Below are 24,153 nucleotides of genomic sequence, written 5' to 3' on the forward strand. Positions count from 1 at the left end.
TGCTCCTCCAATTGTTAGATGTGTCTAACAATTGGGGAGCAGTTCATAATAGTAGGGTTTTATTATTTTCCTTTTAAAGAGATAGTTGTAGTTTTGATAACATGTATGGCTAACTGAACTGTATATAAAAAAGCTGCAAAAATAACATAGATATAAAAGTTAAAAAATAAAACTTTATAAGTAAGTATATTTTCAATTGCACTATTCAATGAAGAAAAAAAAGTAAATATGGACATCATTGCAACAATACCCCAAAGTATTATATTTAATAAAAAGGGAAATAAAAAAATATCTAATAAATTGTTTTCAACCATTTCTGGAACCGCTGGTTTATAGATTACAGATATAAAAACTGAAAGAGCAGCAAGGGATATTCCGAAAATAGATGCAGAAGCGCCCAAAAAAGTGGTGGAATAGGTACCATAAAAAGTAATTATGTCAGAATTACTTAATTTTACTGGTCCAATTAGGTAAATTATTATCCAAATTATTGCAGGAAGGATAAATGAAAAAGAAGTGATTTCTGAATATTTGCTAAACATGAATTTGTCAAAATTATTTTTAATTTTCATAATTACACCTTTCCTTTCTTAATAATTTGATTTTATACCTATATAGTTACACAATTTTAAATACATGGAATAGGCTTAAGAGATATAAGATTTCAAATGAACTTTAAAAAAGCCCCTATTGATAATGAGCATGAAATTCTTAATCCCATCCTATAGTTTATTATAACATTTATACGTACATATGTACGTATAAATGTTTTGTTCTTTAAAGTAAATTTTTGATGATAAAATCAACTACTTTTTCGAATGCTTTTGATGACGAGCTATCTTTAACAGATAGCTTTTTATTAGAGTTTTTTGAGTTGAATTTTTTCCTTTTTACAATTCGCTTTTTTGTCTTTCGTTTCTTACCTGAATCAACATATGAAATGTTTTCCCCACGTACCTCTATTTCACCATACCCAGATTGTACCATTTCTATTCCATCATTTACGGTTTCATTTTCGATTGTCTCTTTTTCATTTTTTATTTTTAGACCATCTTTTTCATCTTTAAAACTTATTTCCATTTCTTTTGAGGAAGTTTCTTTAACCATTTTTTGATACATATTGTAATGACGTTTACCAGGATTTGGGTGAATAAGTGAAAATTTAAGAAAAGTTATCTTATCTATTGCTTTTATTTCCTCGATAATATCGTATTCCTCAGGGATAAGTTTAATAACTACCTCTCCAACAACTTCGTCTTGACTAAGCAAACTTGTAAAATGCTTTATGAACTGATCGACTCCAATTTTAGTTGTAGTTGTAAAGGATAAAATTTCTGAACCTAAATCATATATAAACATTGCAGAATTTGCTACTTCATTATCAGTATTAGAAACAAAGGTATTGGAACCACTTTTAAATCGCAATTTTTCCTTCTTCGAGTTTGTTAAATGACCAATAATAACTGTTCGATTATTTATTTCTTTACGAATAATGTCTGTAAATGAAATAGTTGAATGCTTTAATTTAATGTCTTTTGCTGCTTCGATAACTCTTGGGATTTCAGTGTGAATGAGTTCATCAAGATTTGGTTTAAAAATATTTCCATGGATATTTATTTTTGCAAAATAAAAAACTTTATCTGATGTTACAAAACTTTCTGCAATTTTGTTTTCGAAGTCTTCAGCTGATTTCTTTTCATTACTTGGTGTATTCATTTTATCCTCCAATAATATTAATAATAATTTCCCTTTTAAACTGTCTATGTATTGAGTATTAGAAAAGAAGTTGAATTACTTCCTTTCAACAAAATACCTAAGCACAATTTTGGTTATATAGTCTTGAGTATATTTAACTATTATATTATTAAAACAATAATTAATCCATTATTGTTTTATATTTACAATAAAGACTGTAATTAAGGACATGAAATTAATCATGCCCTACTTTTTCTTATAGTCATTTTTAATAATTTCCCGAAGTCGTTCCACAGCTTCTTCCTCGGAATCTGGCAATTCTTTATAAAACACATTCAATTTGGGATTGTTTGCAAAGGCTTGAAACTCAGCTTGCCTTTATTTTTTTTCCAAAAAGTTCTGTCATATTAATATCACCTGTTTTCATATTAACACAGATTGTGTTAAATAAATTGTTTTATCTAATTTATTGACAACACGATTTGTGTGGTTTAAAGCTGAGCAAATCGAATATCTTATTGATTGGTCACAAGCGAATTCATTCTGGAAATCAAATATTCTTTCAATCAAAAAATTATGTGAAAAGGCTACAACGTTAATACGTCAAATCAAAGCAGAGAATGCAAAAGAGAAAACAAAGCCAAACACCTTTACCAATTAAACATCGACAAGGACGTAATGAAGTTGTACCAGAGTGGTTCCATAAGCGAAATGAGGACAGAGCTGAAACTGTAGAAGTCAGTCAAGAAATTAACTTTGAAGCAGAGCGTAAAAAAATACTTGAAACTTTAGGTAGGATAGACAAAAATGCACAGTAAGCTGAATTTGCTGTATAGAGTAAAAAAATCCCCCTCTATCAAAGGGGAAAATACTTTATTAATTATTTTGACTTATAAATTTAATATATTCTCTATAATTTACCCAAATTATCAAGAGGATTAGTATGAAAAAAACACTAAAGAATGCTAACGGAAACGAAATCAAATTATTTAAAGTAAAGCTATAAATAAAAACCACAATAAAGCCAATGATGAGTATACGAAATATAATTCTTAATTTGGTAATAGGCCATAAATTATATATTTTTTTTAGGGGGAAATGATAGACCAGTTCATAAGTTATGTTTTTATTATTCCAGTTGTCTACAATTCTATAGTTTGAATCTCTTTCCACCAATAAGGAAGATTCATTTTTCATTTTGAGTATTTTCCATTTTTCGTTATCGTCTAAAAGGAGAAAAAATTCATTATGTAATGATACTTTTCTATCTACCCAAATGATTGCGTTAAAAAGCAAGATAAATGCGAATGTCACGATTAACCACACTATACCAAAAGCAATAATAGTAGTAGTTATAGAAGGCGAAATATTGCTAATAGAACTGGGATTGTATACAGCTATATAAAAACTACCAATAGATAATATGAAAAATGTATAAACGCCGTAGTTTGAAAAGTCTATTTTGAATTTTTTCCAATCAGTCATTAATAGTTTTTCAATTTCTAATAAATTCTTATTATCAATTATATTTTTTATTGCAATAACTACTAAGGAAAATAATGTTATTATACTGATTTCTCCAAGAAATTTGGATATTAATGTATCCATTTAAAAACTCCTTTACGTAAATTTATAGTTAAATTTTAACATAATTAAAGCTGAGATAATTCAAAAAATAAATGTTACTTGATCAAAGAAGAAAGGGGAATAGTGATGGGAAGAACACAACAATATTTTATCAATGGCAAGTTATATGAACTACCTATATACAAAGCAGGGGATAGAGTGCAATTACTTGAAGCACCTACTATTAAGGGGACGGTAAAAGAAATTAAAAATGATGGCATGTATGTTCATGTGATATGGGACAAGTTTCAATATCCAAGTATTAAAGGTATAGGCGTGAATTGGCTGGTTTCCAACATACAAGCAGCTAAATGAAAGAGAGGGAAAATTTATGTATAACAGGATGGGATTATTAAAGCAACAAAACGCATTGCATAATCAGTACTGTGTAACATGTGTAAATCGAAAAGACCGTAACGCAAAAAGCTGTAAAAAGTGTGACATCTTCATCAAGTTTAATGAAATCGGTAGATGCCTTTTAAATCTAAATAAATCTCCTAACGATCAAGCGTCACTGAAGAAGACAATAGATGATATTTTTTTAGAATCAATGACTGAATACGGAATGATTCTTACAATAGATCGGTACTTGGACTTACAAGAAATGGGCCTAAAAAATTCTGAAATAGCAGCGCACTACGATATTAAGATCAGGAGCTTAATGAATGGAAAGTTTGGCAGGGGCTAACTGGGAAACGTGGTCCAATGTCCAAAAAGGATCTAGCATGCGGCAGTTAAGTATCTTTGATTGTCAGGGAGAGGATAGATATGAATGTATTCAAAAACATGCTCTAGTGAAACTAATTCTTTTAGATAAATCGATAGATTGGGAGATTCATAATTATCGAAAATACTATTGTGAACAATGGATTGGAAAAATAGGAACAGTTTTGGAAATAAAGAAAAACACAGTTGAGGTTCAATTTTTAGAGGAAATCATTTTATGTGATGTTCGCGAGCTAGAATGGATAGCATAGGGTATGGCTGCAACCGTAGCCATACATTTAAACCTTCGTGCTTTATACACTATAGCAATTATAGCAGGGAGAGGCTTTTATGGGAAATACAGTTAATTTAGGGGCATTAGGTAATGGAGTTTATATCGTTCAACAAGAAGCAATTGTAGAGGTTCTAGAGCCTTAGGAGTATGGACAAGATTCTATTCAGTGGCAACATGGCAAGGTGTTTGAAGTGAGTGAGAGTAAGCGAAGACGTGTTGGATCAGTTAAAAAAACTAGATAAAATATATAAGAATTTCGACCAATACAGAATTAATTTAACATAATAAGAAAACACTGAAATATATGTTCTATTTTTAAAAATTTATAAATCAAAAGGAGAGAATAATGTGGTATGGATTGAAGCACTTGAAATAGGAAAAGCTTTAATATTCGCAGGAATGGAAAATGATGCAAAACATAGGGAGACAAAAATTGTCTTAACCGAAATTCAAAAAGCTACAACTAAAATAATTGAAACAATTGAGAATCAAGGTTTAGTTTTACTTAAAGGAGACCTTGTAGGCTTTTATGAACAGTTCGAACGTGATATTCGGGAAAATGAACAAGGTACTTCTAATACTGATTCATTTATTACTTTAAGTAACACAGTTGGTAATCTTAAAACAAAATTAGATAATTATTTTAAAGAAAATGACATAACTTTCTTTACAACGAAAGTATACCCAGTTTATGTTTTAGCTGTATCTTTACAAATATCAGTATTTTCTGAAATAGTTTTTAGATTTAAGAAGTATGTATTTAAAGAACATATTTTAAAGCAATGTATTGACGAATTTCTCAAAACCCATCATCTAGTAGAGGAACATCTTTTTAATGTGGCAACAAAAGAAATTAGTGATGAATACGATAACAATATAAAAAAAGAATCAGGTGGATATTGGAAAATCTCGCCTTACTACGAAAAAATGGTTCTTAATGAAGCAAATCGTCGTGTTAAAGAATTGGTTAATTTTAGGGAACTGATTGAAATGAAAAGGTATAAACTTTTGATAAATCTAAATAGTAATTTTGAAATAAAAGAAACAGAAGATAGATTTAAATTTGGAGAGATTGATTTTTCAAGATGTACAAACTATTCTTTAATGACCATGGAAGACAAGACAACAGTTCTATCAGTAAATGACTTTAATGGTGATAATTCTAGAAATCCAAGCATCTTCAAAGTAATTGAAGATATACCAAGAGGGGCCTTTGATGGTATGGGTCAAGCAAAGATTCAAGTTAAAATTAAATCAGACAAAATTGATCGTAAGGTAGAGTTAGTAATTCATGAAGTTGATATAAATACTAATCAATATATTGCTCGTGAACCATTTGAACCAAAAACTATTAACGTAGGTAATGAATGGGTAACTCTTGAACAAGAATATGTTTCAGTGAAGAAGCGCACTAATATTATAATATTTGAATTGTATTGGTATGATCATGAGGAATCAAATTTACTGATAGATGAGTTTACAATAGACTTTAATATTATTAAAGAGGTATATCCTTTGCCTGATGTTCCATATAAAGAAGTTCTACCTAGTATAGATTATCCTTATGCTAAGTTTAATTGTTCCCATCACTCACATTTACTTGAATTAAGTAATAATCATATATCAACTCATGTAATAGCTGTAAATGATTCGGGAAAAACTGAAGGTAATCCAAGTATATTTTTTGACTTGATTTACAAAAGAGTTGAATTCAACCTTAGTGACAACACCGTACTCAATGACCTTAAAATGATAACAGAGTGGAAACAAATAAATACAACTTGTAGAGTAATTCTTCGAAATAAAGAGGATTTAAAACGAAAAATAATTGTTTATTTAAAGGAAATAGCTTGGTCAGAGTTTGGTTATAAATTCGAAGAAGTACGTGAAGTATCCACTGGAAAAATTGAAGTCGGTAATAAATGGACTGAGATAAGTTGTCAATTCAACAGGGACAAAAATGAAAACGATCTTTATTTAGGTATTAGTTGGGAAGGTGAAGAAAACTCAGACCTTCTTATAAGAGATATTGATGTAGCACATAATTTATTCTAATCTATCTCGAACTTTTAACAGTAAAAAATATTGCTCTTTACGGAAAATACCGGAGGCACTAACAGACAGGTGAATGACCTGTTTTGTTGGTGCCTCTTTTTATTTTATTAAAGGGGTGGAGAACATGAGGACAATACAAACAGAGCTGGTACAAAAGGAGTTAAGCAAAGAAGTTAAAGGGCAAATCTCAAAAGGATGCCAACCTAAACAACAGATGAGTCAAAGAGAAACTGAAGGTTTAATGTGAGTTAAACGCAACACTTATAAACGAGTAAAGGGTGCATTTAGACAAAAAAGATGATAAGAGATTCATACTGTTACTGGGAAGGAGCGAAAAGATTGAAAACAAGGCACATACAACTTGTAGATGAAAAATTAACACACAAAGCAGTTGAAGAAAAGATAGAAAAGTATCGTATGTATTTACTCACTGTTCCGGCCGATTAATTATCAAAAATAACAGCAGATTATTCATTAGCACCAGTCAATTCAGATCAATTTAATAGTAAAACAGAAAATGCGAATATTAAACGTGTAGAATTTGAACTTGCACGTGAGAAATATTTTAATTGGGTGCATAAAGGTTTAATGTCATTGAAAGAGGATGAATGGCAAATAATTGTTCGTCGGTATCTCCAACCAGTAACTGAATATGATATTGATATTTGGATGGATTTAAACATTGGTAAGACAAAGTATTATAAAAAGAAATGGCAAGCTATGCTACGTCTTGCTTTTGCCTTAAAAATAGAAGTTTATCAGCAGCTAGTATTTGAAAGTGGAACCTATAAGAGATCGTGAAGTGTTAGCAAGAATGAAATGATATTTAAGCGATACAAACAAAAGAAATCATTTGATGTTTCTGACAGAGATACATTGTGGATTTCGTATTAGTGATATTTTGAAACTGGAAGTAAAACATGTTAAGGGATGGGATATTCGATTATTTGAGGAAAAGATGAAGAAATATCGTTCTGTAAGGATGACTAAAGAATTGAAGCGAGAAATGCGAGACTATATTCATGGGAAATCGGATGAAGAATATTTGTTCAAATCACGCAAGGGAATCAACCAACCAATATCGAGAAAAAGAGCCTATGAAATATTGCGTGAGTTAGCAGACGACTTTGACCTTGAACAGATTTGCACGAACAAGAAGAATTAGATAAGCAGCAAGGTAAAATAGATTGGTAACTGCACTGATAATATATTGGTGTAGTTTTTTTATGTCTATTTTCTGTGTGAAGGAAACTATTTTTTATAAACAAGCCCTTTTTGTGTTTTGGCACAATGAATAAAGGGACAAGGAGAAAATGTAGGCTGGCAAAGGGGTGGAAAGGAATAAGCGAAAAGGACAATACATGTAAAAAGACACTTTGAAATAATCAATCTAGGGTATTTCCAATTATTTGTTATAATGAATTTATAATTTTTGTAAGGGGTGTAATAACAATGGAAATAAAAGAAGATCAATTTGAAATATTGAAAAAAATAGGTGAGGGAGGGTATGGAGAAGTTTATGAAGCAAAATTGAAAGCAACAAATGAATTGGTTGCAATAAAATTCATTAATAAAGAAGAATTGATAGGCGATGAACTTAAACGTTTTGAAAGAGAAATTAGAATACATAATCAATTGAACCATCAGAACATAATAGGGATTATTGATTATTATATTACATCAGAAGATTCAAAACCATATTATGTAATGCCAATTGCTGAAAAGAATTTTTCAACTTTTTTAAGAGAATATAGGGAAGATAATTATGCTCCAATGGACGATGAAATTGCCACTATGTATTTTAATCAATTACTAGATGGAGTAGAATATGCACATAGTGAGGGAATTATACATCGAGATTTAAACCCTAGAAATATTTTGGTCTTTAATAATGGAAACACAATAAAGATTAGTGACTTTGGGTTTGGAAAAAGGCTGAATTCAGACAGTGAATCATTGACTCTTACTGGAACGGGTGTTGGAACAGATATCTATTCAGCACCAGAGCAATTGCATGAAGGAAATGCGAAAGAAGTAGACGAAAGAGCAGATATTTATTCATTAGGAAAAATTTTATATGAAATGGTAACAGGTGATTTGCCATATATAATCGATGCGGAACGAATTAAATCATCGAGATTTTCTTATATTATTAACAGAGCAACAAGACATAACAAAGAAGATCGTTACAAAAGTGTAAGTAAACTTAAAGAGGATTTAGAGTATCTAGTGATAAAATCAAAATATCTTAACGAAGATCCATCTGCTAAATTTAATGAATTATTAGATGAATACTATCGAACTTCAGAAATAAAAATACTAGAAGACATTTTAGATCTTTTTCTAGCTTATCATGATAGTGAGAGTTTATTTGAATCAAGATTTTTTTTGTTAGAAGAAAATATATTTAAAATAATGTATAACGAGTATAAAGATAAATTGTTAACAAATGTGGAAAATTATCTGTACCATACAAGAGGATATCACGCATTCTCCAGTACAGACTATATAGCTGATACACTTGAAAAAATTTATTCGGTAATTTCTAGTGATGGTAATGATGAGTTAAGGGAAAAGATTTTAATTAGGCTGTGTGGACTAGGCTATGATCATAATAGATTTCACGTGGGGATAGTCTTTGCTAGAGTTGCTTCTAAAATGACAACAGGAAATGATATTCTATTACTTATTTCTGTTTTAGAAGCTAATATCGCTGCTAGTAGTTGGAATAAAACTTATTTATTTGAATATACCTTACCTAGCCGAATCACTGAATTTTTGAAAACTATCTAAGGTGATATTATATAAAAAATGGTTACGAACTTTTTGCGAACGAAAAACGAACTAAATGCGAACCTATTTTTGTTTAAACTGTCCTAATTTTATATTATGCACATTGATAATTAAATATATGGATTCAAGGAAGCTTCACCAATAAAAGGTGTGGCTTCTTTTTTGTGAGGTAAAATTATGAGAGAACATACGGCAGCAGCTAAGAAATTTTATAACAGCAAGGCATGGAGGGATTGCAGGGCATCGTATCAATTCATTAGAAGATGAACTTGCGAACATTGTCAATTTAATTTTGGTTACATTGTACATGCTTTAGTATTAAAGCTACGTTTGGTAATGATAGGCCAGCCTTGATTCAAAAGATTAAACAAGAGCTTAGTCAGATTAGGAGAAATTAGAAGTTGAACACAATCATAAATTTATTGCCTATTATTTTGAAGTAAACAAATATTTTTTGGTTGAATATATTCGAAAAGAGGATGTTGAAATAATGGCAGAGTTACTTCAATTGAATTTTACTATTGTAATTAAACTATAATTAAAGTGTAATTAAAATACAATTATAGGGGTGGATGTAATGAAATTTCAAAAGATGTACTCTGCTGAAGAATTTGCTGATCAAGTGGGTGAAAAAGTAGCCAATATTCGTGCTTTTAGATTATTTGCTAGGGAATTTAATTTAATTCAAAACCATGAGTTATTGACTGAGGCCTTTTTACCAGCATGGGATATTGCTCAAAAACTACACTATGAAAATAACGTAAAGTGGGAAAATGCTATGAAACATGGTCTTAGTGAAGTGTTTGGAGTAACTGTAGATCAAAGTTCATCAGAAAAAGAATCAGCTACAACTAATAATATTGATGAAAAACTTGATGAAATAATAGTTTATTTAAAAAGAATAGTTACTGCGTTAGAAAAATAACTTTAAAAACGAATATACTTTCAGCCTTCCACAATCATCTGTGGAGGGTCATTTTTATACAACAAGACCTAAGCTAAGCACTGTTCCGAGCAGTGCTATTTTTATTGATGAGGTGGTTCACATGGAGCAACAAATGGGAAGATTAGAAAATGACATGGCCGATGTGAAAATACGGCTTGCTGTTACTGAATCAAATATTAAGGAAATTCGCAAAGATATAGGCGGAATAAAAGATAATACAACTTGGATATTAAGGCTGGTTATTGACGGTCTTGTAAGTGCAAGATTGGCTTTGATTATTAAAGGAGTACTGATGTAATATGAAAATTAACTGGAAAGTAAGTTTGCATCATAAACAATTTTGGGTGACATTAATCGCATTATTTCCTGTGCTCGCTAAACAAAGCGAAAGACAGAAGCACAATAAAAGACCACTCCATTATTGGGTGGTCAAAATAGATAAATTAATAACCAGTCTTATATTATAACGAAGTTGACTTCCCTTTTTTCTCATCCATAATAAGGTCTTCTTCACGTTGTGGGCGAGGGGCTTCCGTACGCCCATTAGTTTTTTTTGGGTCTGCTCCACTAGCAAATGATTGTTTTGTTGGCTCGTCTGTTGCAAACTCTGTATTTTTTTTGTCTCGTTTCATGTCGACACCTCCTAAAGATATTATTTATCTTATCCAATAAAATATCCCTTGTTTATTTCTACTTCCTATTTAAATATTTCAGATCATCCCAAGACTATGTAAGGAAAATTTGGTAGGAAATTTCTGATGTTTGGATTTTACATAAAATAATTGATTATTTAGAAAAAATAAATCTTTATGTTAAAATAAACCAAAGAAAACATTTTAGAAAAGTATCGGCGCTTTGATTGGAGGTTGAACAGGTGGATGAGAAGAAGAAGGGGAAATTACAAATCCTCGTAATAATTTTAATGATATTACTTTTGGTTGCAACGTTTGTTTTATTTTTCATAGGTAAATATATGTTGGCATTTATTTTATTTGGAATTTTTATGCTAATACTAAATTTTATTAGTAGCTGGAAAAATCTAGATAATGCAGATTACGTTTATAGAAAAATTCATAAGAGTAACCAGAAGTGGTAATTACTAATCATTTAGCTTAGGAATGTTGTTATACTTATGTTACTTGTAGTGCTTATTTGGATAGCTGAAAAGAGCAAAGAAGGGATCCACACTTTATATGAAGAAATAGTGAGTTATAATATTTTTTCAACAACTACGGAGGTGCTTTTTTGCAAACATTTTTTAAATATAATTGGCTAGTTAGGGAAGACTGGTTTCGTTGGTGTGAAGAGTTGACTGAAGAAGAACTTTTGCAAAAACGAACTGGAGGAATGGGCAGTATATTACACACACTTTTCCATATCATTGATGTTGAATGGAGTTGGATTCGTCTATTACAAGGGAAAACTGATTTTCAGGAGAGCTTTGATGAATATAATAGCTTGGAAAAGGTTCGTAAATTGGAAGCAGCATTTCATTTAGAAGTCGAAAGCTTTGTAAATCAATGGGACGACAGTATGGAAGAGCGTATACTTCATAATTCATTAGCCGATGGTAGCATTGAGACGCATACATGGGGTGAGATCATTCGTCATACCATTGCACATGAAATTCACCATATAGGACAATTATCAATTTGGGCAAGGGAGATGGGGAGAGCGCCTGTTTCAGCGAATCTAATCAGACGAGGTCTTTCTTCATCATTGAAAAATGCAGTAGGTGCTCAAATAAATATAGAAACGTCTAAATAGTGTTCCAGAAAATCTTCCAATTCATTTGAAATGGAAGATTTTTTATGCCCAAATAAGAGAAATTGCGAGGTAAATTTCATATAGATATTTAAAGAACCAACCATCTCTATTATGGCGTAAAATACCCAGTAAATATTAGTTAAAAGCTAATGTTTACTGGTTATTTTTTGGACAATATTTAGGTTAATTAGAAATATTTATATGAAGAATAGCTAACAACTTGACAGAAGTTTAAATGGGGAGTACTATACATTGGTCGCGAAAAAAACTATTGTAACGTAACATTTTTTAAAGTGCAATACAGTACTTATCAGTTAAGTTCATATATATCTAGATTTTAATTTAATTAGTAAAAGGTAGGTGCAGAAATGAAAAATCTAGTAAATAAAAAAGATAACCTATTACAAAATTTTTTAGGAATTTATATAGTAGCAGTATTAATGTTATGGAGTAAAACGTACATCTCTCAACTATCACAATTTGACTTAGGTGTAGAAGGAGTCATGCAACAATTCCTTTTACTAATAAATCCACTAGGCTCAGCAATGCTATTTCTAGGATTTTCATTTTTATTTAAAGGAAAAAGAAAATACACATCACTCGTTGTAATTTATACTTTGATGTCTATTCTTTTATATGCCAATATTGTTTATTACCGATTCTTTAGTGATTTCATTACATTACCTACACTTTCTCAAACACAGAATTTCGGTGATTTAGGTGGTAGTGTTCTTTCTTTACTAAAGCCTTATGATATTTTGTTCTTTGTAGATGTTCTTGTTATGTTTTATCTACGATTCTCTAAAAAAATTCAAAAAGATACGAAACGTTATGGCTATAAAAAAGGAATGGCAATCATTGCTATTGCATTAGCAGTATCCGTCCTTAATTTAGGACTAGCTGAAACTAATCGTCCTCAACTATTAACACGAGGTTTTGATAGAAACTATATTGTGAAATATCTAGGAATGTATAACTATACGATTTATGACTCAGTTGAAACGATGAAAGCATCGTCTCAGAGAGCTTTGGCGGATAGTAGTGATATTACTGAAGTAATTAACTATACAAAATCAAATTATGCCAAACCGAATGCCCAATATTTTGGTGCAGCAAAGGGAATGAACGTTATCTATTTACATTTAGAATCATTCCAAAACTTTTTAATCGACTATAAATTAAACGGTGAAGAAGTAACACCATTTTTAAATTCATTAGCAAAAGATAAGAATACCTTGTATTTTGATAATTTCTTCCATCAAACAGGTCAAGGGAAAACGTCTGATGCAGAATTTATGCTTGAAAACTCTTTATTTGGATTACCACAAGGATCTGCTTATATTACAAAAGCACAAAATACGTATCAGGCAGCACCTAGTATTTTAAAAGATTATGGTTATACATCCGCTGTATTCCATGGTAATAACGGAAGCTTCTGGAATAGAAATGTGATTTATAAATCATTTGGATTCGATAAATTCTTTGATGCTAGCTACTATAATACAGGTACTTCAGAGGACATGGCTGAATATGGTTTATTAGATAAACCATTCTTTGCACAATCTCAAAGTCTTTTAAACTCCTTACCACAACCTTTTTATACAAAATTAATTACGGTAGGGAATCACTATCCATATAAAATGAATCAAGATTTAGTGACAATTGATAAAGCCAATACGGGAGATGCAAGCGTTGATAATTATTTCCAAACAGCTCGTTATGCAGACGAAGCAATTCAACAGGTCTTCCAGCAATTAAAAGAATCAGGTTTATATGATCATTCAATGATTGTTCTTTATGGTGACCATTATGGTATTTCAGATAATCATAACGCTGCAATGAGCCAAGTAATTGGAAAAGATATTACACCATATGAAAGTGCTAATTTACAACGCGTTCCATTATTTATACATGTTCCGGGTATGGAGGGTGGTACTAACCATACGTATGGTGGGCAAACAGACCTTCTTCCAACGTTATTACATTTACTTGGAATTGATTCACAGCAATTTGTTCAATTTGGTTCAGACTTATTATCAGAAGAGCATGATGAAATTGTTCCATTTAGAAATGGCGATTTTGTCAGTCCTACTATTTATTCAATTAATGAAAAATATTATGATAATAAAACAGGCTTACCATTAGACGAGAGTCAATTAGAGGAAGCAAAAACGATTAAAAATGAAGTAGATCATAAATTGGCGTTATCTGATAGAGTCGTAAATGGTGACTTATTGAGATTCTATACGCCAACAGGTTATACGCCAGTTGATCCTTCTAAATATAATTACTCTCAAGATGAGAATGTAGAATCTAAATAATTTAAGTAATTTACTTTGGCAGTTCAAGGAGCTATGTAAGATATCAGAGTGTATAGGATATCTTACCATCTCCTTGAATTGCTTTTTTAAAGGTCATTTTTAAATAAGTATGGCATTACTAAGATTTTGTATTCTGGACGTTTCGAGGTTCAAAGAGAAAAGTTGGGCTAATTGAAAAAGCGATTCAAATCCTTTAATAGTAAGGGTTTGAATCGCTTTTATTAAGGAGAGGTAAGAGGAACCATTACGGCACTCTTTATTTTAACTTATTTCATTTTAAAGAATAATCTATATGAAAAGAGGAAAGAAATAGGTGTAAATTGTAGGAGTTGATCGTGATGGAGTTTTATAAGGATACAGTAATTTACTGTTACAGTTGTCGTAAAAAGACTGTGTTTACATGTAAAGATACGCATGAAAAAAAGGGTGTTGATAGTCATTGCAGTGAATGTACAGGTATTTGGTTTGAATGGCAAAATCGAGCTGTGGAAAGAGAAATGGAAAAGTGGATTGCATATAATAAAGAGTTAGTAAATCATATGAACCATTGATATATAACTTTTATATAAAAGTCACCTAGAATTATGAAGCGAAAAACAATAGAAAAATCTAATTCTCAAGTAATGACGATGATAGTTGAAAGAGCCATTTTCTTTTAAGAGAATGGTTCTTTTTCTTTTGTATAGAAACAAGCTGTCGTAGCATGAACAAAATTACTACTTCTTCATCTCACTCTTCAAATACATATAATAGATGTGCACGGAGTATTGGTTAAGAGACGTGTATAATAGATTTATTGAATCCCAAAACATGATGTGTCTGTATAGTTAATCTGGGAGGTACCATGGACGTTTATAAAAAGATTGGAATAATCGGGGGGAACAGGTAAAGAGGGGCGTTACATTGCTTCAAAAGCATCAGAGAAAGGGTATCACATGCGTATGCTTGTGAGAAACCAGAAAAACCAATTGATAGTAAAGTAACGGAAAATATATTGGAAGTCATGTCTGATTTACATAGGGTTACGATGGATCTAACCATTGGTGGAGATACAAAGAGTGTTATAGATAAAATGGGTGCAAAGATATTTAACATTCTTTATTCATAAATGATGATGGATAAGAAAAAAGGGCATAGCCTTAGCCAAAATCAACTAATCAAATGGACTCTAATTAGCCTTCCATTTAAAGTAGAGGGCTAAATAGTCAAGATATAGCTTCATTTATCATTAGCCAAATTGAAAATCAAAAGTATGTACAAAGGCACCGTTTATCTCGAATTAATACTAATTTAACGGAAAATTCCACCTGTGTAGGGAGGTCAGGGCCTCAATTATATTTAATTAAAACCTTCTCCAATAAGCCTTCCAACCCCTCTCAACAGCCAATAAATGATTCTAAATGGGAGGAGAAGCAATTCTGGTATCCAAACTAGTACGTCAAGAAATAAGTCAATTAATGAATATTGATCATTACGTCGCATATCTCTTCTCTTTTTGTTTTTCCTTCCTTGCCACCATTCCTTCATATTACTCGACCCCTTTTTCAAAAATAGCTTGATATATATACGGTTCAATGTTTTAGTTGGTTTCATTTTAAGTACTTTATGGAGTAAAAGAGTAGGATAATTATATTTTTCCCAGCGATCTGTAAAGCCGAAGATGTGGTAGATGGTGATATGAAATGGAACAAGGGGAAGGGTATACAGGGTTAAAAAGGGCCACTAGGCTTGGAGTGACCCTCTTTTGCTATTGAATGTGTGGATGTATTGACATTATTGTTAGCTGCCAATAATGAAGATCATCCCTTTTTCATGTTTTATCAATAAATATTAATATTCTTTTTGTACGAATGCTGCGCCTACAATAATGAGAAGAATGAATAAAACAACGATTAAAACGAATGTTGAACTATTATTCTTGCCGCCGTAGTCCATGCCACAACTCATGCTATAACCTCCGCTATAGTCATTACCATAGCCTCCATAACAACAATTGAAATTACCCATGTTTCCAAAGTATCCCATCAAGATCTCTCCTTTCTTCAGTTTATTGTATGAATGCCGTTGAAAGAGAAAAGGGTATTCGTCTAATGAATCGTATTTAGATAATTTTAAAAAGGATCTTGGGTGAAAGGTAAATTTCACTAAACACCTGATATGATGAAACTCAAAGGCGCTTGTTACAGCATGAAGAATAATTGTATTCCATGATAATGTCTTTTTCAATTAGCCTACCATTGTGAATAAGAACGTCGTTGCCAATCCACTTCATCTTTTTTTTCTGTAGCTTTTAATTTAAATGCATGAGGAATTGAAAATATTTTTTTATGAATGCTGGTGGAACAAGTTTTAAGCAGGAAAAACTATGCTATCCCGTTTATTTTTAATTACATGGCACAATGGAATCATTTATCTTTTTAACTAAAAATAATGTGAGAGTTTTCTTTCATTCGCTCGTTATTACTTGTAGAGAAGAAAGGAGGTTTTCTAACTTCGTGTATTCATTAATTAATCAGCTACAAAAAAGGGATGAACAAGCTTTAAGAGAAGTGATAAACAGATATGGAGGTTATGTTAAAGCCATTGTGATAAAAGTGTTACAGCCAAATCAAACAGCAATTGAAGAATGTATCAACGATGTATTTCTAACCATTTGGCAAAAGAGTATTCAATTTACTGGTGATGAGATTGATTTTAAAAAATGGATTGGCGTTATCGCAAAATATAAAGCGATTGATACATATAGAAGCCTTCAAAATAAGCCAAAAACAGTCGAGTTACTTCCATCCATTTCAAATAGCAAGGATCTTCCAGAAAGCATCATAGAACAAAGAGTACAAAAAGAGCAGCTATTTATCAGTATTTTAAATTTAAGTAAAAACGATCAGGAAATTTTTCTCTTGAAATACTACTTAGGATATTCCAACGGAGAAATTGCAGAGCTATTTGGTCTATCTAAATCAGCTGTTGAAAATCGTTTATATCGAGGTAAGTTAAAGTTAATAGAAGAGCTGGGAGGTATCTAAATGAACGAAAAGGACATTATCAAATTAGAAATTGAAGAGATTGAACCAGTTGAAATATCTGATTGGGAAAAGATGAATATTGAAAAAAGTGTTTTACGATCAACTTCGCGCAAGAAGTATTCACTTAAAAAATGGAAATGGGTTAGTATGGTCGCCATGTTGACATTCATTTTTACTAGTAGTGTCATTTGGCTACCTGCCGTGGCTAATCGATTACCGATTGTACAGCAGCTATTAAAAAGCAATGATAATCCTCAATTACAAGTATTTAGTGAGAATGCAACAATCATTAATCAAATAGACGAAAGTAACGGCACCTCCATTGAATTAGCTGAGGCTTTTTTCGATGGAACGATTGTATCGGTTAGTTATGAAATGAAACACGAAGAACCGATAGATGAACCCCCGCTATTTTGGAATGGTGATTTAGAAGTCAACGGAAACAAATTAGACGTACTTAGTCATCAAATCATTAAAAAGAATGATGCTACTTGGATTGGTATGTTTACGGCGAGAATTTCAGACAAAGCGATGGATGAAACGATAAATCTTCAATGGCGTCCTAAAGATTTTAAAGGTATGAAGAATACGACTCTTGTGGAAGGGGCATGGAACTTTCAATTAGAACTTACACCAACCCGAGCCTATTCAAGAAAAATAAATAAACCATTTGGTAATGAACAATATCAGTTATTATGTAATCAAATTACAGAGGGGAAATATATAACAACTCTTTACTTTGAGGGAAATCTAGATTGGGATACAGAATTTTTAATGGTAGACATACAAGATAATCTTGGAAATGTATATGAACAGGTAGGAACAACAACAATCAAAAGCGACTCAGGGCGAGTAAATGGCTTTATTGAGGTTTTTATCCCTGATTCTTCTATTCGAACGCTAGTCATTACACCAACTATAAGAATTGTTGATGAAAAAACATTAGAGCGGAAAGAGCTTGTTCCGCTCCCAAGTTTTACTATTTCTTTAAAATGATATGGTCTTTGTTCCTCCAACTAATTCTTACTTTCAAAGATTGATGTAGAGTATTCAATCTAGATATAGTTACTCAATTTCTTTAAATATTCTTTTTAGTACCAATAATCATAAAACCTAATAATAAATAGAGAAAACTGGCCGAAATGGAGCTATACAACAGGAATGTGATAGAAGTTGGTGCCCAGACTTTAATAAATGTCCAATTTAAGCCACCAAGTACGATGTTAGGCGTGATAAATATCGCTGTTAGCATTGTAGCCACAAGTACAGTATGAGCAGCTATTAACAATATTCTTTTGTAATTTAGCTTTGCCATACCACGTTGTTTGTTATAGAGGCTACGTACATTCTTCACTAGTAGATAACAGAAAATAATACTGATTACGATGATGATGGCACATATGATTGTGACAATTTTATCTAGCTTTTGATAGCTGCTGATATGTTGCATGTCAATCGTTTTGCCCTCCCATAAATCCATGACACCTTGTCCAATCGCTGTTGTAGAGCTAGTATTCATATTGGCTAATATAGCCACACCGATTTGTTCGTCAGGTTGCATAATGAAATACGAGGAAAAGGTTGGATTCTCACCAGCATGGTAGATATATGACTTTGTGTCCTTTTTCACAACGGCCCAACCATTTGCATAATAAGTATTCGTATCAAAAGGCTCCACTGTTAAATCTGGATTATGGGATTCTTGAATTAAATTGTTACTGATTGAATAAATGTTACTGTTTCCTAACTGTAATTTTAACCATCTGGCTATATCATTGGCATTACTGATGATATAGCCAGCAGGGATATTGCCACGATAGATTGGTGGTATGTATGGCTGTGCTTTCAAAAGACCTATTTTATAGCCAGAAGCCATATGTGTGGAATGTACTTGGTGAATCCCTACAAAAGATTGATTCATACCAACAGGTTGTAAAATTCTTTGTTGAATATACTGATCAAATGGCTGTTTTGCAACTTGTTCAATGACGAGTCCCAAGACATCATAATTGATGGTTGCATATTCAAAAGAACTACCTGGTTGACGATTTAGTGATTGATCCAGCAGTGTTTTAACTGTTAATTCAAGGGCATTATCCGCTGTGCTTTCTGGAATTCGAGTAATGGAATTTGAGGGAATTCCGCTAGTATGAGACAATAGCTGCTGTATTGTCATGGCCTGATCCTCGCCATTATAGGTTAATGTTAACCAAGGGATATACTTTCGGACATCATCAGATCGTTTTAACAAACCTTGCTTTTCTAATTGTAAAATAGCAAGTCCTGTAAATGCTTTAGACGTCGAGCCTAGCTCAAAAAGGGTATCTGATGTGACAGGCGTTTTTGTTTTCATATCTGCAAAGCCAAAGCCCTTTTGATAGACTGTTTTTCCTTTATCAACAATGATTACTGAAATTCCTGGGATTTTACTAGTGGCTTGCTGCTCCTCAATAAATTGATCAATTTTACTAACTGTATCAATCGATGCTGCATGTCCAAATTCGGGGATTAAAGTAAAAAATACTAACATTACCGTCATCATCACCGATTTCTTCAATAATAATGTCATGTTGTTCTTCTCCTTAGAATGTAATGTGCTTATCACAACATGGTTTACTGTAACAAGAAAATTATGGGTAAACCATCGATTAACATGACTATTTCAGAGATAACATGACAAAATTGTCACTTCAAAAAGGGCCACTCCTAAAACCAATAGGAGGGCCCTTGAAATTTTATTTAGTTTGTTTCTGGCTCTGGTGTAAAATCTTGACCGTTAAAAGTTAATTTAGATGGTGAGATGAGAATTTCTCTGTTCGCTTCGTAGTAAGGGTCTAAAATTTTATAAAAGGCTTCCCATTGCTCGCCAGCTTTTTCATCTTCACCCTTTTGTTCAAGGGCAACAGCTTCTTCATAGTGTTGTTTTAATTTTGCGTAATCCGCATTACTAATGCTGAATTCGATATCTGCCATATATTCCTCGAAGGGAACTGGTTTAAAGTGTGGGCGAAGTATTTCATAGAATTGATCCCATTTCTTCATGGACAATTCATCGTCTTTATCTTTTTCAGCTTTTTGTGCCTCTTCATAGAGCGTTTTAAGTTTTGCAAGTTCCTCTTTAGTTAAATCGACGTTCATATCCGCCATATACTCTTCAAAAGTTAATGGTGGATATAATTCTTGGTAATAAGGTTCAAGAATAGTAAAAATTTTATCAATGTTTTCGGATGCCTCATCCGTTTTATTTTCTTTTACATACTTAATCCAGTTACTATAAAGTGTTTTTAGCTGTTCTTTATCTTGTGCTTTGATGACGATATTTTTTTCAGCGAATCCAGCTTCATTAATAAATTCTTCAAAAGGCTCAGGTTGCCAATTTGCTAATTCGTAAGGTCTTGTGATGTTATCCATCGCCTGATAGATTCGTTCCATTTCCTCATAATTCTCTTCTTTTTCAGCCTTTTTCATGTCAGAAAAGAGTTTTTCTAGTTGGACTAATTCTTCCTTTGTCACTTCTTTAGGTAAGCTTTTTTTATAGACGGCAAAGGTAAAGAAGTCTGAGTAATCTTTCACAATACTACCCTCAACTAAAATTTCCTGCCCCTCTGCTAGCTTTAACTGCTCAATTTGCTTATCAGAGAACTTGTGTAAACCAATGTAATAGTTCTTTCCATCTGTTCCTTTAAGGGTAATGCTGCCACCATCAAAATATTTAATGGTACCTGTTATTTTTTGTTCTATTTGGATCGTTACATTATTTGTTGTTTCAACAGCTGTTGCACCAGCTTGAAGCGGGGTAAATACAGCCATCCCAAGTGTTAATGCTGAAGCTAATAGCCAGGTTTTTTTAGCAGGTTTTTTCATATTTATCAATTCTCCTTTAGGTTAACTTCTGTTACCAATTATTAGACGTTTTACCAATTGAAAAAGTTTTAACTTTTTGAGAAATTTAAAAAAAAGATTGTTTAAATGTATTTATTACCCGATCTCTTCCGTTGAGCTTTTATCTTGATTTTCGTCGTTGTTGGGACAACTACTGAATCAAAGAGAACATTTTGTTCATTTTTCACAACGCTTATAGAGGAGGGCACTTTCTGCTGAGTCAAAATAAAAATAAGACTTTCTATTAAAAATAGAAAGTCTTATTGGCATTAAGCCATGATAACAGCTGTTGCTTCCATTGCTTTAGGGGGAACTAAGTCTTTAGGAATTAGGGCTTCGTACGTTTCACCATCTAGACGCTTCACCAACTCGGCCTTTGCGTCTTCAATTAATGTTGGATTTTCCATAGCTGAGATCGCTGTACAAGCAATCGCCTTGCCAGCAAGTAATGTTGCCTCAAGAGCATAAGCTGATTTTCCTTGTGCGACAGCCTGCCATGTATGGAACGGTGTCCCGAATGCCCATGTGGCTGTTGTGCATTGGGCAGTTGGAACATTCCAGCTGACATCAGCCACATCTGTTGAGCCACCCATGAAAAATGGTTCTTCTGGGAGAGGTGCCAGAAAATCAACAATAGGCTTGTCAATGAGAATTTGCGCTGCTTCTTTACCTACCTGTAAAGCTGCTACATTCTTTTCTTCGTCGGAAAGTGTATGATAGATTTCCTTAGCAAAATGTATATCGTCTTCTGTGATTTTTGCGCTCCCTAACTCCTGCATATGCTGATGCATTACCTTCTCCAATGTTTTATTGGGAATTAAATTGTGACAAGAACCCACTATTTGCTCCTCTACCGTTGTTTCGGTCATTAAAGCAGCACCCTTTGCGCAATTGAGAACACGTTGATATAAGTCTTTTACTTGATTTGGCTTAGGTGCACGAATCAAGTAAGTTACTTCCGCTTCTGCTTGTACAACATTCGGCGCAAGTCCACCTGTATTGGTCACAGCATAGTGAATTCTTGCTTCATCTACGATATGTTCACGTAAATAATTTACTCCTACATTCATTAACTCTACTGCATCTAATGCACTTCTCCCTAAATGAGGAGAGGCAGCTGCATGTGAACTGCGTCCTTTAAATTTAAATGTAGCGTTAATTACCGCGTTCGCTCTCGCATGCATAATGGCGTTTACAGTGCCAGGATGCCAAGAAAAGGCCACATCTACATCATTAAAATACCCGTCTCTGGCTAAAAAGGATTTGCCATAGCCACTTTCTTCGGCTGGGCAGCCAAAATATTTTACAGTTCCAGCTAAGTTATGTTCCTCTAAGTATTGCTTTGTAGCAATAGCTCCTGCAAGAGCGCCGACACCTAATAGGTTATGACCACAGCCATGTCCATTACCATTTTGAATGATTGGCGCATAGTTCGCGCTTCCTGCCTGCTGACTTAGCCCAGCGAGTGCATCATATTCACCAAGTATGGCGATCACTGGATTTCCACTCCCAAAGGTTGCAATGAAGCCTGTTTCAAGATTTGCAACGCCTCTTTCGACCTGAAAACCTTCATTTTCTAACGTTTTACACAATAAATCGGCCGAGCGCACCTCATCAAATCTTGTTTCCGCATAATCCCAAATGCGATCGCTTAGATTTTTATATAGCTCACTTTTTTGATCAATATAGCTTGCGATTTTTTCTGTTATACTCATAATCTATCACTCCTTAGTCAATGATTTCATTTATAGAAGGGGAATTCACGATTACCTTATTTTTATTTGGACGGATCAAAAATAATGACACAGCACACACAATTGTAAAGCCAATCAGCATTGTGAATGCTGCACTATAAGAACCACCAAAAGCTTCCACTAAAAAGCCAATCAGCATCGGTGTGAGCACACCTGCGAATTGAGCACCTGTATTGATAAAGCCATTTGCTGTTCCTACCACTGCCTCTGGTAAAATTTTCAGTGGAACAGATGTAATTAAAATAATATTAAAGGACAGCATGACCGTCACAACACTTTGACAGATTGTAAATATGAGCATGCTTGGTGCATTCGCCATGAATAATAGCCCTATACCTGCAATGATGGCAAAAATACCAGCGATCAGCTTATCTCGCCCTTGAGGCATTTTATCTAGCACATAACCGCTACAAAGCATGGCGAAGATTCCGATAAATGGAGGAATAGCTGAATAGATACCAACAGCAGTCAATTCTAATCCCTTTACTTTAGATAAATACGTCGGCATCCAAGATGTTAAGCCCCAGTTCACTGCATAAATACTAAAGTAGGCAATAAACAGCTTCCAAATCATTGGTGTCTTTAAGACTTCTCTTAATGGAGCTTTTGACGTTTTTGCCTTTACTTGCTCTGTTGCAGGTGCATTTTTTTCCTTCACTAAGAAGAAGAAACTAAGTGCAACAACAATACCAATTGCCCCTACAATGTAAAAAATATCTCGCCAACCAAGCGCTAACATCAAATATGTTCCTACTATTGGTGCAACAACGCCCATAATTGAGCCAGATGTTAACATAATAGACATGGCTTTACTACGCTCATCAACAGGGAACCAATTAGCAATGCCTTTAGAGGCAGCGGGGAAATAGCTACCTTCACCTACACCGAATAGGAATCGAATCACTATAATCGATAGAAACGACCAGGCAGCACCCGTTAATACAGTGAAGATGGACCAAACTAAGATCGTTGATATGAGCACCTTTCGATAGCCAAAGCGATCCGCTAACCAGCCACCTGGAATTTGCATTAAGGCATAACCAGCAAAAAAGCTACTTAACACAATGCCCGTTAATGATTCAGTCAATTGTAATTCCTTTGAAATATCAAGAATGGCGAAATTTATAATGAAACGATCAAAGTTCCCTAATGACCACCCTAGAAACAACATAGCAATTACAAGATATCTAGCATTTTTAGCTGTTGTTGTTGTCATTGTTTTTCCTCCTAGCTATAGTGGATTTGTTTATATTGCAAAGTATAAAAAATTTAGACTTTTCTAACAATG

25 protein-coding genes and 1 pseudogene are annotated in these 24,153 nt (G+C 32.9%); 16 read left to right on the forward strand and 10 right to left on the reverse strand.

Annotated features, from left to right (window positions below; genetic code table 11):
• Positions 1-62: 62 nt before the first annotated feature.
• Both CD31_RS02500 and CD31_RS02505 read right to left on the reverse strand, forming a co-directional pair.
• Positions 63-572, reverse strand: a complete 510-nt coding sequence (locus CD31_RS02500) for a hypothetical protein (RefSeq protein ID WP_036075596.1) — start codon at positions 570-572, stop codon at positions 63-65.
• A gap of 205 nt (positions 573-777) precedes the next feature.
• Positions 778-1,716: a DUF4747 family protein gene (locus CD31_RS02505; protein WP_036075602.1), complete on the reverse strand. Its 939-nt coding sequence runs from the start codon at positions 1,714-1,716 to the stop codon at positions 778-780.
• A gap of 599 nt (positions 1,717-2,315) precedes the next feature.
• Here CD31_RS02505 and CD31_RS02510 point away from each other — a divergent pair.
• Positions 2,316-2,513, forward strand: coding sequence for a hypothetical protein (locus CD31_RS02510; RefSeq protein WP_036075605.1), 198 nt, complete (start codon positions 2,316-2,318; stop codon positions 2,511-2,513).
• 58 nt (positions 2,514-2,571) lie between these two features.
• Here CD31_RS02510 and CD31_RS02515 read toward each other — a convergent pair whose 3' ends face one another.
• Entirely contained in the window at positions 2,572-3,303 is a 732-nt protein-coding gene (locus tag CD31_RS02515) for a hypothetical protein (RefSeq protein WP_036075606.1), read from the reverse strand.
• A 105-nt stretch (positions 3,304-3,408) separates the two neighbouring features.
• Here CD31_RS02515 and CD31_RS02520 point away from each other — a divergent pair, with 105 nt between their 5' ends.
• The 10 genes and pseudogenes from CD31_RS02520 (at position 3,409) to CD31_RS24200 (ending at position 10,582) form a co-directional block, all read left to right on the forward strand.
• Entirely contained in the window at positions 3,409-3,636 is a 228-nt protein-coding gene (locus CD31_RS02520) for a hypothetical protein (RefSeq protein WP_036075607.1), read from the forward strand.
• A 350-nt stretch (positions 3,637-3,986) separates the two neighbouring features.
• Positions 3,987-4,298 carry a hypothetical protein gene (locus CD31_RS02530; RefSeq protein WP_036075609.1) on the forward strand — a complete coding sequence of 104 codons (312 nt, stop codon included), beginning with the start codon at positions 3,987-3,989 and terminating at the stop codon, positions 4,296-4,298.
• 371 nt (positions 4,299-4,669) lie between these two features.
• Entirely contained in the window at positions 4,670-6,376 is a 1,707-nt protein-coding gene (locus CD31_RS02535) for a hypothetical protein (protein ID WP_036075611.1), read from the forward strand.
• A 124-nt stretch (positions 6,377-6,500) separates the two neighbouring features.
• Positions 6,501-6,623 carry a hypothetical protein gene (locus tag CD31_RS23945; RefSeq protein WP_280522783.1) on the forward strand — a complete coding sequence of 41 codons (123 nt, stop codon included), beginning with the start codon at positions 6,501-6,503 and terminating at the stop codon, positions 6,621-6,623.
• A 209-nt stretch (positions 6,624-6,832) separates the two neighbouring features.
• Positions 6,833-7,177, forward strand: coding sequence for an ArpU family phage packaging/lysis transcriptional regulator (locus tag CD31_RS22810; RefSeq protein WP_081977446.1), 345 nt, complete (start codon positions 6,833-6,835; stop codon positions 7,175-7,177).
• 49 nt (positions 7,178-7,226) lie between these two features.
• A pseudogene (locus tag CD31_RS02545) lies at positions 7,227-7,541 on the forward strand (tyrosine-type recombinase/integrase); the annotation flags it as partial.
• A 287-nt stretch (positions 7,542-7,828) separates the two neighbouring features.
• The gene (locus CD31_RS02550) at positions 7,829-9,169 is read left to right on the forward strand and encodes a serine/threonine-protein kinase (protein ID WP_036075613.1); all 1,341 of its coding nucleotides are present in this window, start codon (positions 7,829-7,831) and stop codon (positions 9,167-9,169) included.
• Between the two features lie 577 nt (positions 9,170-9,746).
• The gene (locus tag CD31_RS02555; RefSeq protein WP_016995033.1) at positions 9,747-10,094 is read left to right on the forward strand and encodes a hypothetical protein; all 348 of its coding nucleotides are present in this window, start codon (positions 9,747-9,749) and stop codon (positions 10,092-10,094) included.
• A 121-nt stretch (positions 10,095-10,215) separates the two neighbouring features.
• Positions 10,216-10,413: a hemolysin XhlA family protein gene (locus CD31_RS02560; RefSeq protein ID WP_036075616.1), complete on the forward strand. Its 198-nt coding sequence runs from the start codon at positions 10,216-10,218 to the stop codon at positions 10,411-10,413.
• Between the two features lies 1 nt (position 10,414).
• A complete protein-coding gene (locus CD31_RS24200; protein ID WP_140423010.1) occupies positions 10,415-10,582 on the forward strand; it encodes a phage holin in 168 nt (55 codons plus the stop codon).
• Here the strand turns inward: CD31_RS24200 and CD31_RS23460 are convergent.
• The gene (locus CD31_RS23460; protein WP_167334352.1) at positions 10,577-10,747 is read right to left on the reverse strand and encodes a hypothetical protein; all 171 of its coding nucleotides are present in this window, start codon (positions 10,745-10,747) and stop codon (positions 10,577-10,579) included. The genes CD31_RS24200 and CD31_RS23460 overlap by 6 nt on opposite strands.
• A 613-nt stretch (positions 10,748-11,360) precedes the next feature.
• Between CD31_RS23460 and CD31_RS02570 the strand changes: the two genes are divergently transcribed.
• The 3 genes from CD31_RS02570 (at position 11,361) to CD31_RS02580 (ending at position 14,754) form a co-directional block, all read left to right on the forward strand.
• Complete coding sequence (locus tag CD31_RS02570) at positions 11,361-11,882, forward strand: DinB family protein (RefSeq protein WP_036075617.1); 522 nt, start codon at positions 11,361-11,363, stop codon at positions 11,880-11,882.
• 368 nt (positions 11,883-12,250) lie between these two features.
• Positions 12,251-14,203 carry a lipoteichoic acid synthase gene (gene ltaS, locus CD31_RS02575; RefSeq protein ID WP_036075619.1) on the forward strand — a complete coding sequence of 651 codons (1,953 nt, stop codon included), beginning with the start codon at positions 12,251-12,253 and terminating at the stop codon, positions 14,201-14,203.
• A 338-nt stretch (positions 14,204-14,541) separates the two neighbouring features.
• Complete coding sequence (locus CD31_RS02580; RefSeq protein WP_016995027.1) at positions 14,542-14,754, forward strand: hypothetical protein; 213 nt, start codon at positions 14,542-14,544, stop codon at positions 14,752-14,754.
• Positions 14,755-15,541: 787 nt separating this feature from the next.
• Here CD31_RS02580 and CD31_RS02585 read toward each other — a convergent pair.
• Both CD31_RS02585 and CD31_RS24145 read right to left on the reverse strand, forming a co-directional pair.
• Positions 15,542-15,730: a hypothetical protein gene (locus tag CD31_RS02585; RefSeq protein ID WP_016995025.1), complete on the reverse strand. Its 189-nt coding sequence runs from the start codon at positions 15,728-15,730 to the stop codon at positions 15,542-15,544.
• A gap of 303 nt (positions 15,731-16,033) precedes the next feature.
• Positions 16,034-16,228 (reverse strand): YjcZ family sporulation protein, encoded by a 195-nt coding sequence (locus tag CD31_RS24145; protein ID WP_016995024.1) that lies wholly within the window; start codon positions 16,226-16,228, stop codon positions 16,034-16,036.
• Positions 16,229-16,698: 470 nt separating this feature from the next.
• Between CD31_RS24145 and CD31_RS02595 the strand changes: the two genes are divergently transcribed.
• Positions 16,699-17,229, forward strand: coding sequence for a sigma-70 family RNA polymerase sigma factor (locus CD31_RS02595; protein WP_036075621.1), 531 nt, complete (start codon positions 16,699-16,701; stop codon positions 17,227-17,229).
• Positions 17,230-18,225 carry a DUF4179 domain-containing protein gene (locus CD31_RS02600; protein ID WP_036075624.1) on the forward strand — a complete coding sequence of 332 codons (996 nt, stop codon included), beginning with the start codon at positions 17,230-17,232 and terminating at the stop codon, positions 18,223-18,225.
• A gap of 82 nt (positions 18,226-18,307) precedes the next feature.
• Here CD31_RS02600 and CD31_RS02605 read toward each other — a convergent pair whose 3' ends face one another.
• The 4 genes from CD31_RS02605 to CD31_RS02620 form a co-directional block, all read right to left on the reverse strand.
• Positions 18,308-19,798 carry a serine hydrolase domain-containing protein gene (locus tag CD31_RS02605; RefSeq protein ID WP_036075627.1) on the reverse strand — a complete coding sequence of 497 codons (1,491 nt, stop codon included), beginning with the start codon at positions 19,796-19,798 and terminating at the stop codon, positions 18,308-18,310.
• A gap of 170 nt (positions 19,799-19,968) precedes the next feature.
• Entirely contained in the window at positions 19,969-21,093 is a 1,125-nt protein-coding gene (locus CD31_RS02610) for a hypothetical protein (protein WP_036075628.1), read from the reverse strand.
• Between the two features lie 287 nt (positions 21,094-21,380).
• Positions 21,381-22,826 (reverse strand): M20 family metallopeptidase, encoded by a 1,446-nt coding sequence (locus CD31_RS02615; protein WP_036075629.1) that lies wholly within the window; start codon positions 22,824-22,826, stop codon positions 21,381-21,383.
• A 13-nt stretch (positions 22,827-22,839) separates the two neighbouring features.
• On the reverse strand, positions 22,840-24,081 hold the full coding sequence (locus tag CD31_RS02620; protein ID WP_036075630.1) for an MFS transporter: 1,242 nt from the start codon (positions 24,079-24,081) through the stop codon (positions 22,840-22,842).
• Positions 24,082-24,153: the final 72 nt, after the last annotated feature.

It is taken from the genome of Lysinibacillus boronitolerans JCM 21713 = 10a = NBRC 103108 (genome assembly GCF_000772935.1).
Taxonomy (GTDB): Bacteria; Bacillota; Bacilli; order Bacillales_A; family Planococcaceae; genus Lysinibacillus; species Lysinibacillus boronitolerans.

What these genes read in the sequence shown, in the direction of transcription:
- CD31_RS02500 (WP_036075596.1), bottom strand. Translation starts at nt 572, where the DNA reads ATGAAAATTAAAAATAATTTTGACAAATTCATGTTTAGCAAATATTCA.
- CD31_RS02505 (WP_036075602.1), bottom strand. Translation starts at nt 1,716, where the DNA reads ATGAATACACCAAGTAATGAAAAGAAATCAGCTGAAGACTTCGAAAAC.
- CD31_RS02510 (WP_036075605.1), top strand. Translation starts at nt 2,316, where the DNA reads ATGCAAAAGAGAAAACAAAGCCAAACACCTTTACCAATTAAACATCGA.
- CD31_RS02515 (WP_036075606.1), bottom strand. Translation starts at nt 3,303, where the DNA reads ATGGATACATTAATATCCAAATTTCTTGGAGAAATCAGTATAATAACA.
- CD31_RS02520 (WP_036075607.1), top strand. Translation starts at nt 3,409, where the DNA reads ATGGGAAGAACACAACAATATTTTATCAATGGCAAGTTATATGAACTA.
- CD31_RS02530 (WP_036075609.1), top strand. Translation starts at nt 3,987, where the DNA reads ATGGAAAGTTTGGCAGGGGCTAACTGGGAAACGTGGTCCAATGTCCAA.
- CD31_RS23945 (WP_280522783.1), top strand. Translation starts at nt 6,501, where the DNA reads ATGAGGACAATACAAACAGAGCTGGTACAAAAGGAGTTAAGCAAAGAA.
- CD31_RS02550 (WP_036075613.1), top strand. Translation starts at nt 7,829, where the DNA reads ATGGAAATAAAAGAAGATCAATTTGAAATATTGAAAAAAATAGGTGAG.
- CD31_RS02555 (WP_016995033.1), top strand. Translation starts at nt 9,747, where the DNA reads ATGAAATTTCAAAAGATGTACTCTGCTGAAGAATTTGCTGATCAAGTG.
- CD31_RS02560 (WP_036075616.1), top strand. Translation starts at nt 10,216, where the DNA reads ATGGAGCAACAAATGGGAAGATTAGAAAATGACATGGCCGATGTGAAA.
- CD31_RS24200 (WP_140423010.1), top strand. Translation starts at nt 10,415, where the DNA reads ATGAAAATTAACTGGAAAGTAAGTTTGCATCATAAACAATTTTGGGTG.
- CD31_RS23460 (WP_167334352.1), bottom strand. Translation starts at nt 10,747, where the DNA reads ATGAAACGAGACAAAAAAAATACAGAGTTTGCAACAGACGAGCCAACA.
- ltaS (WP_036075619.1), top strand. Translation starts at nt 12,251, where the DNA reads ATGAAAAATCTAGTAAATAAAAAAGATAACCTATTACAAAATTTTTTA.
- CD31_RS02580 (WP_016995027.1), top strand. Translation starts at nt 14,542, where the DNA reads ATGGAGTTTTATAAGGATACAGTAATTTACTGTTACAGTTGTCGTAAA.
- CD31_RS02585 (WP_016995025.1), bottom strand. Translation starts at nt 15,730, where the DNA reads ATGAAGGAATGGTGGCAAGGAAGGAAAAACAAAAAGAGAAGAGATATG.
- CD31_RS24145 (WP_016995024.1), bottom strand. Translation starts at nt 16,228, where the DNA reads ATGGGATACTTTGGAAACATGGGTAATTTCAATTGTTGTTATGGAGGC.
- CD31_RS02600 (WP_036075624.1), top strand. Translation starts at nt 17,230, where the DNA reads ATGAACGAAAAGGACATTATCAAATTAGAAATTGAAGAGATTGAACCA.
- CD31_RS02605 (WP_036075627.1), bottom strand. Translation starts at nt 19,798, where the DNA reads ATGACATTATTATTGAAGAAATCGGTGATGATGACGGTAATGTTAGTA.
- CD31_RS02610 (WP_036075628.1), bottom strand. Translation starts at nt 21,093, where the DNA reads ATGAAAAAACCTGCTAAAAAAACCTGGCTATTAGCTTCAGCATTAACA.
- CD31_RS02615 (WP_036075629.1), bottom strand. Translation starts at nt 22,826, where the DNA reads ATGAGTATAACAGAAAAAATCGCAAGCTATATTGATCAAAAAAGTGAG.
- CD31_RS02620 (WP_036075630.1), bottom strand. Translation starts at nt 24,081, where the DNA reads ATGACAACAACAACAGCTAAAAATGCTAGATATCTTGTAATTGCTATG.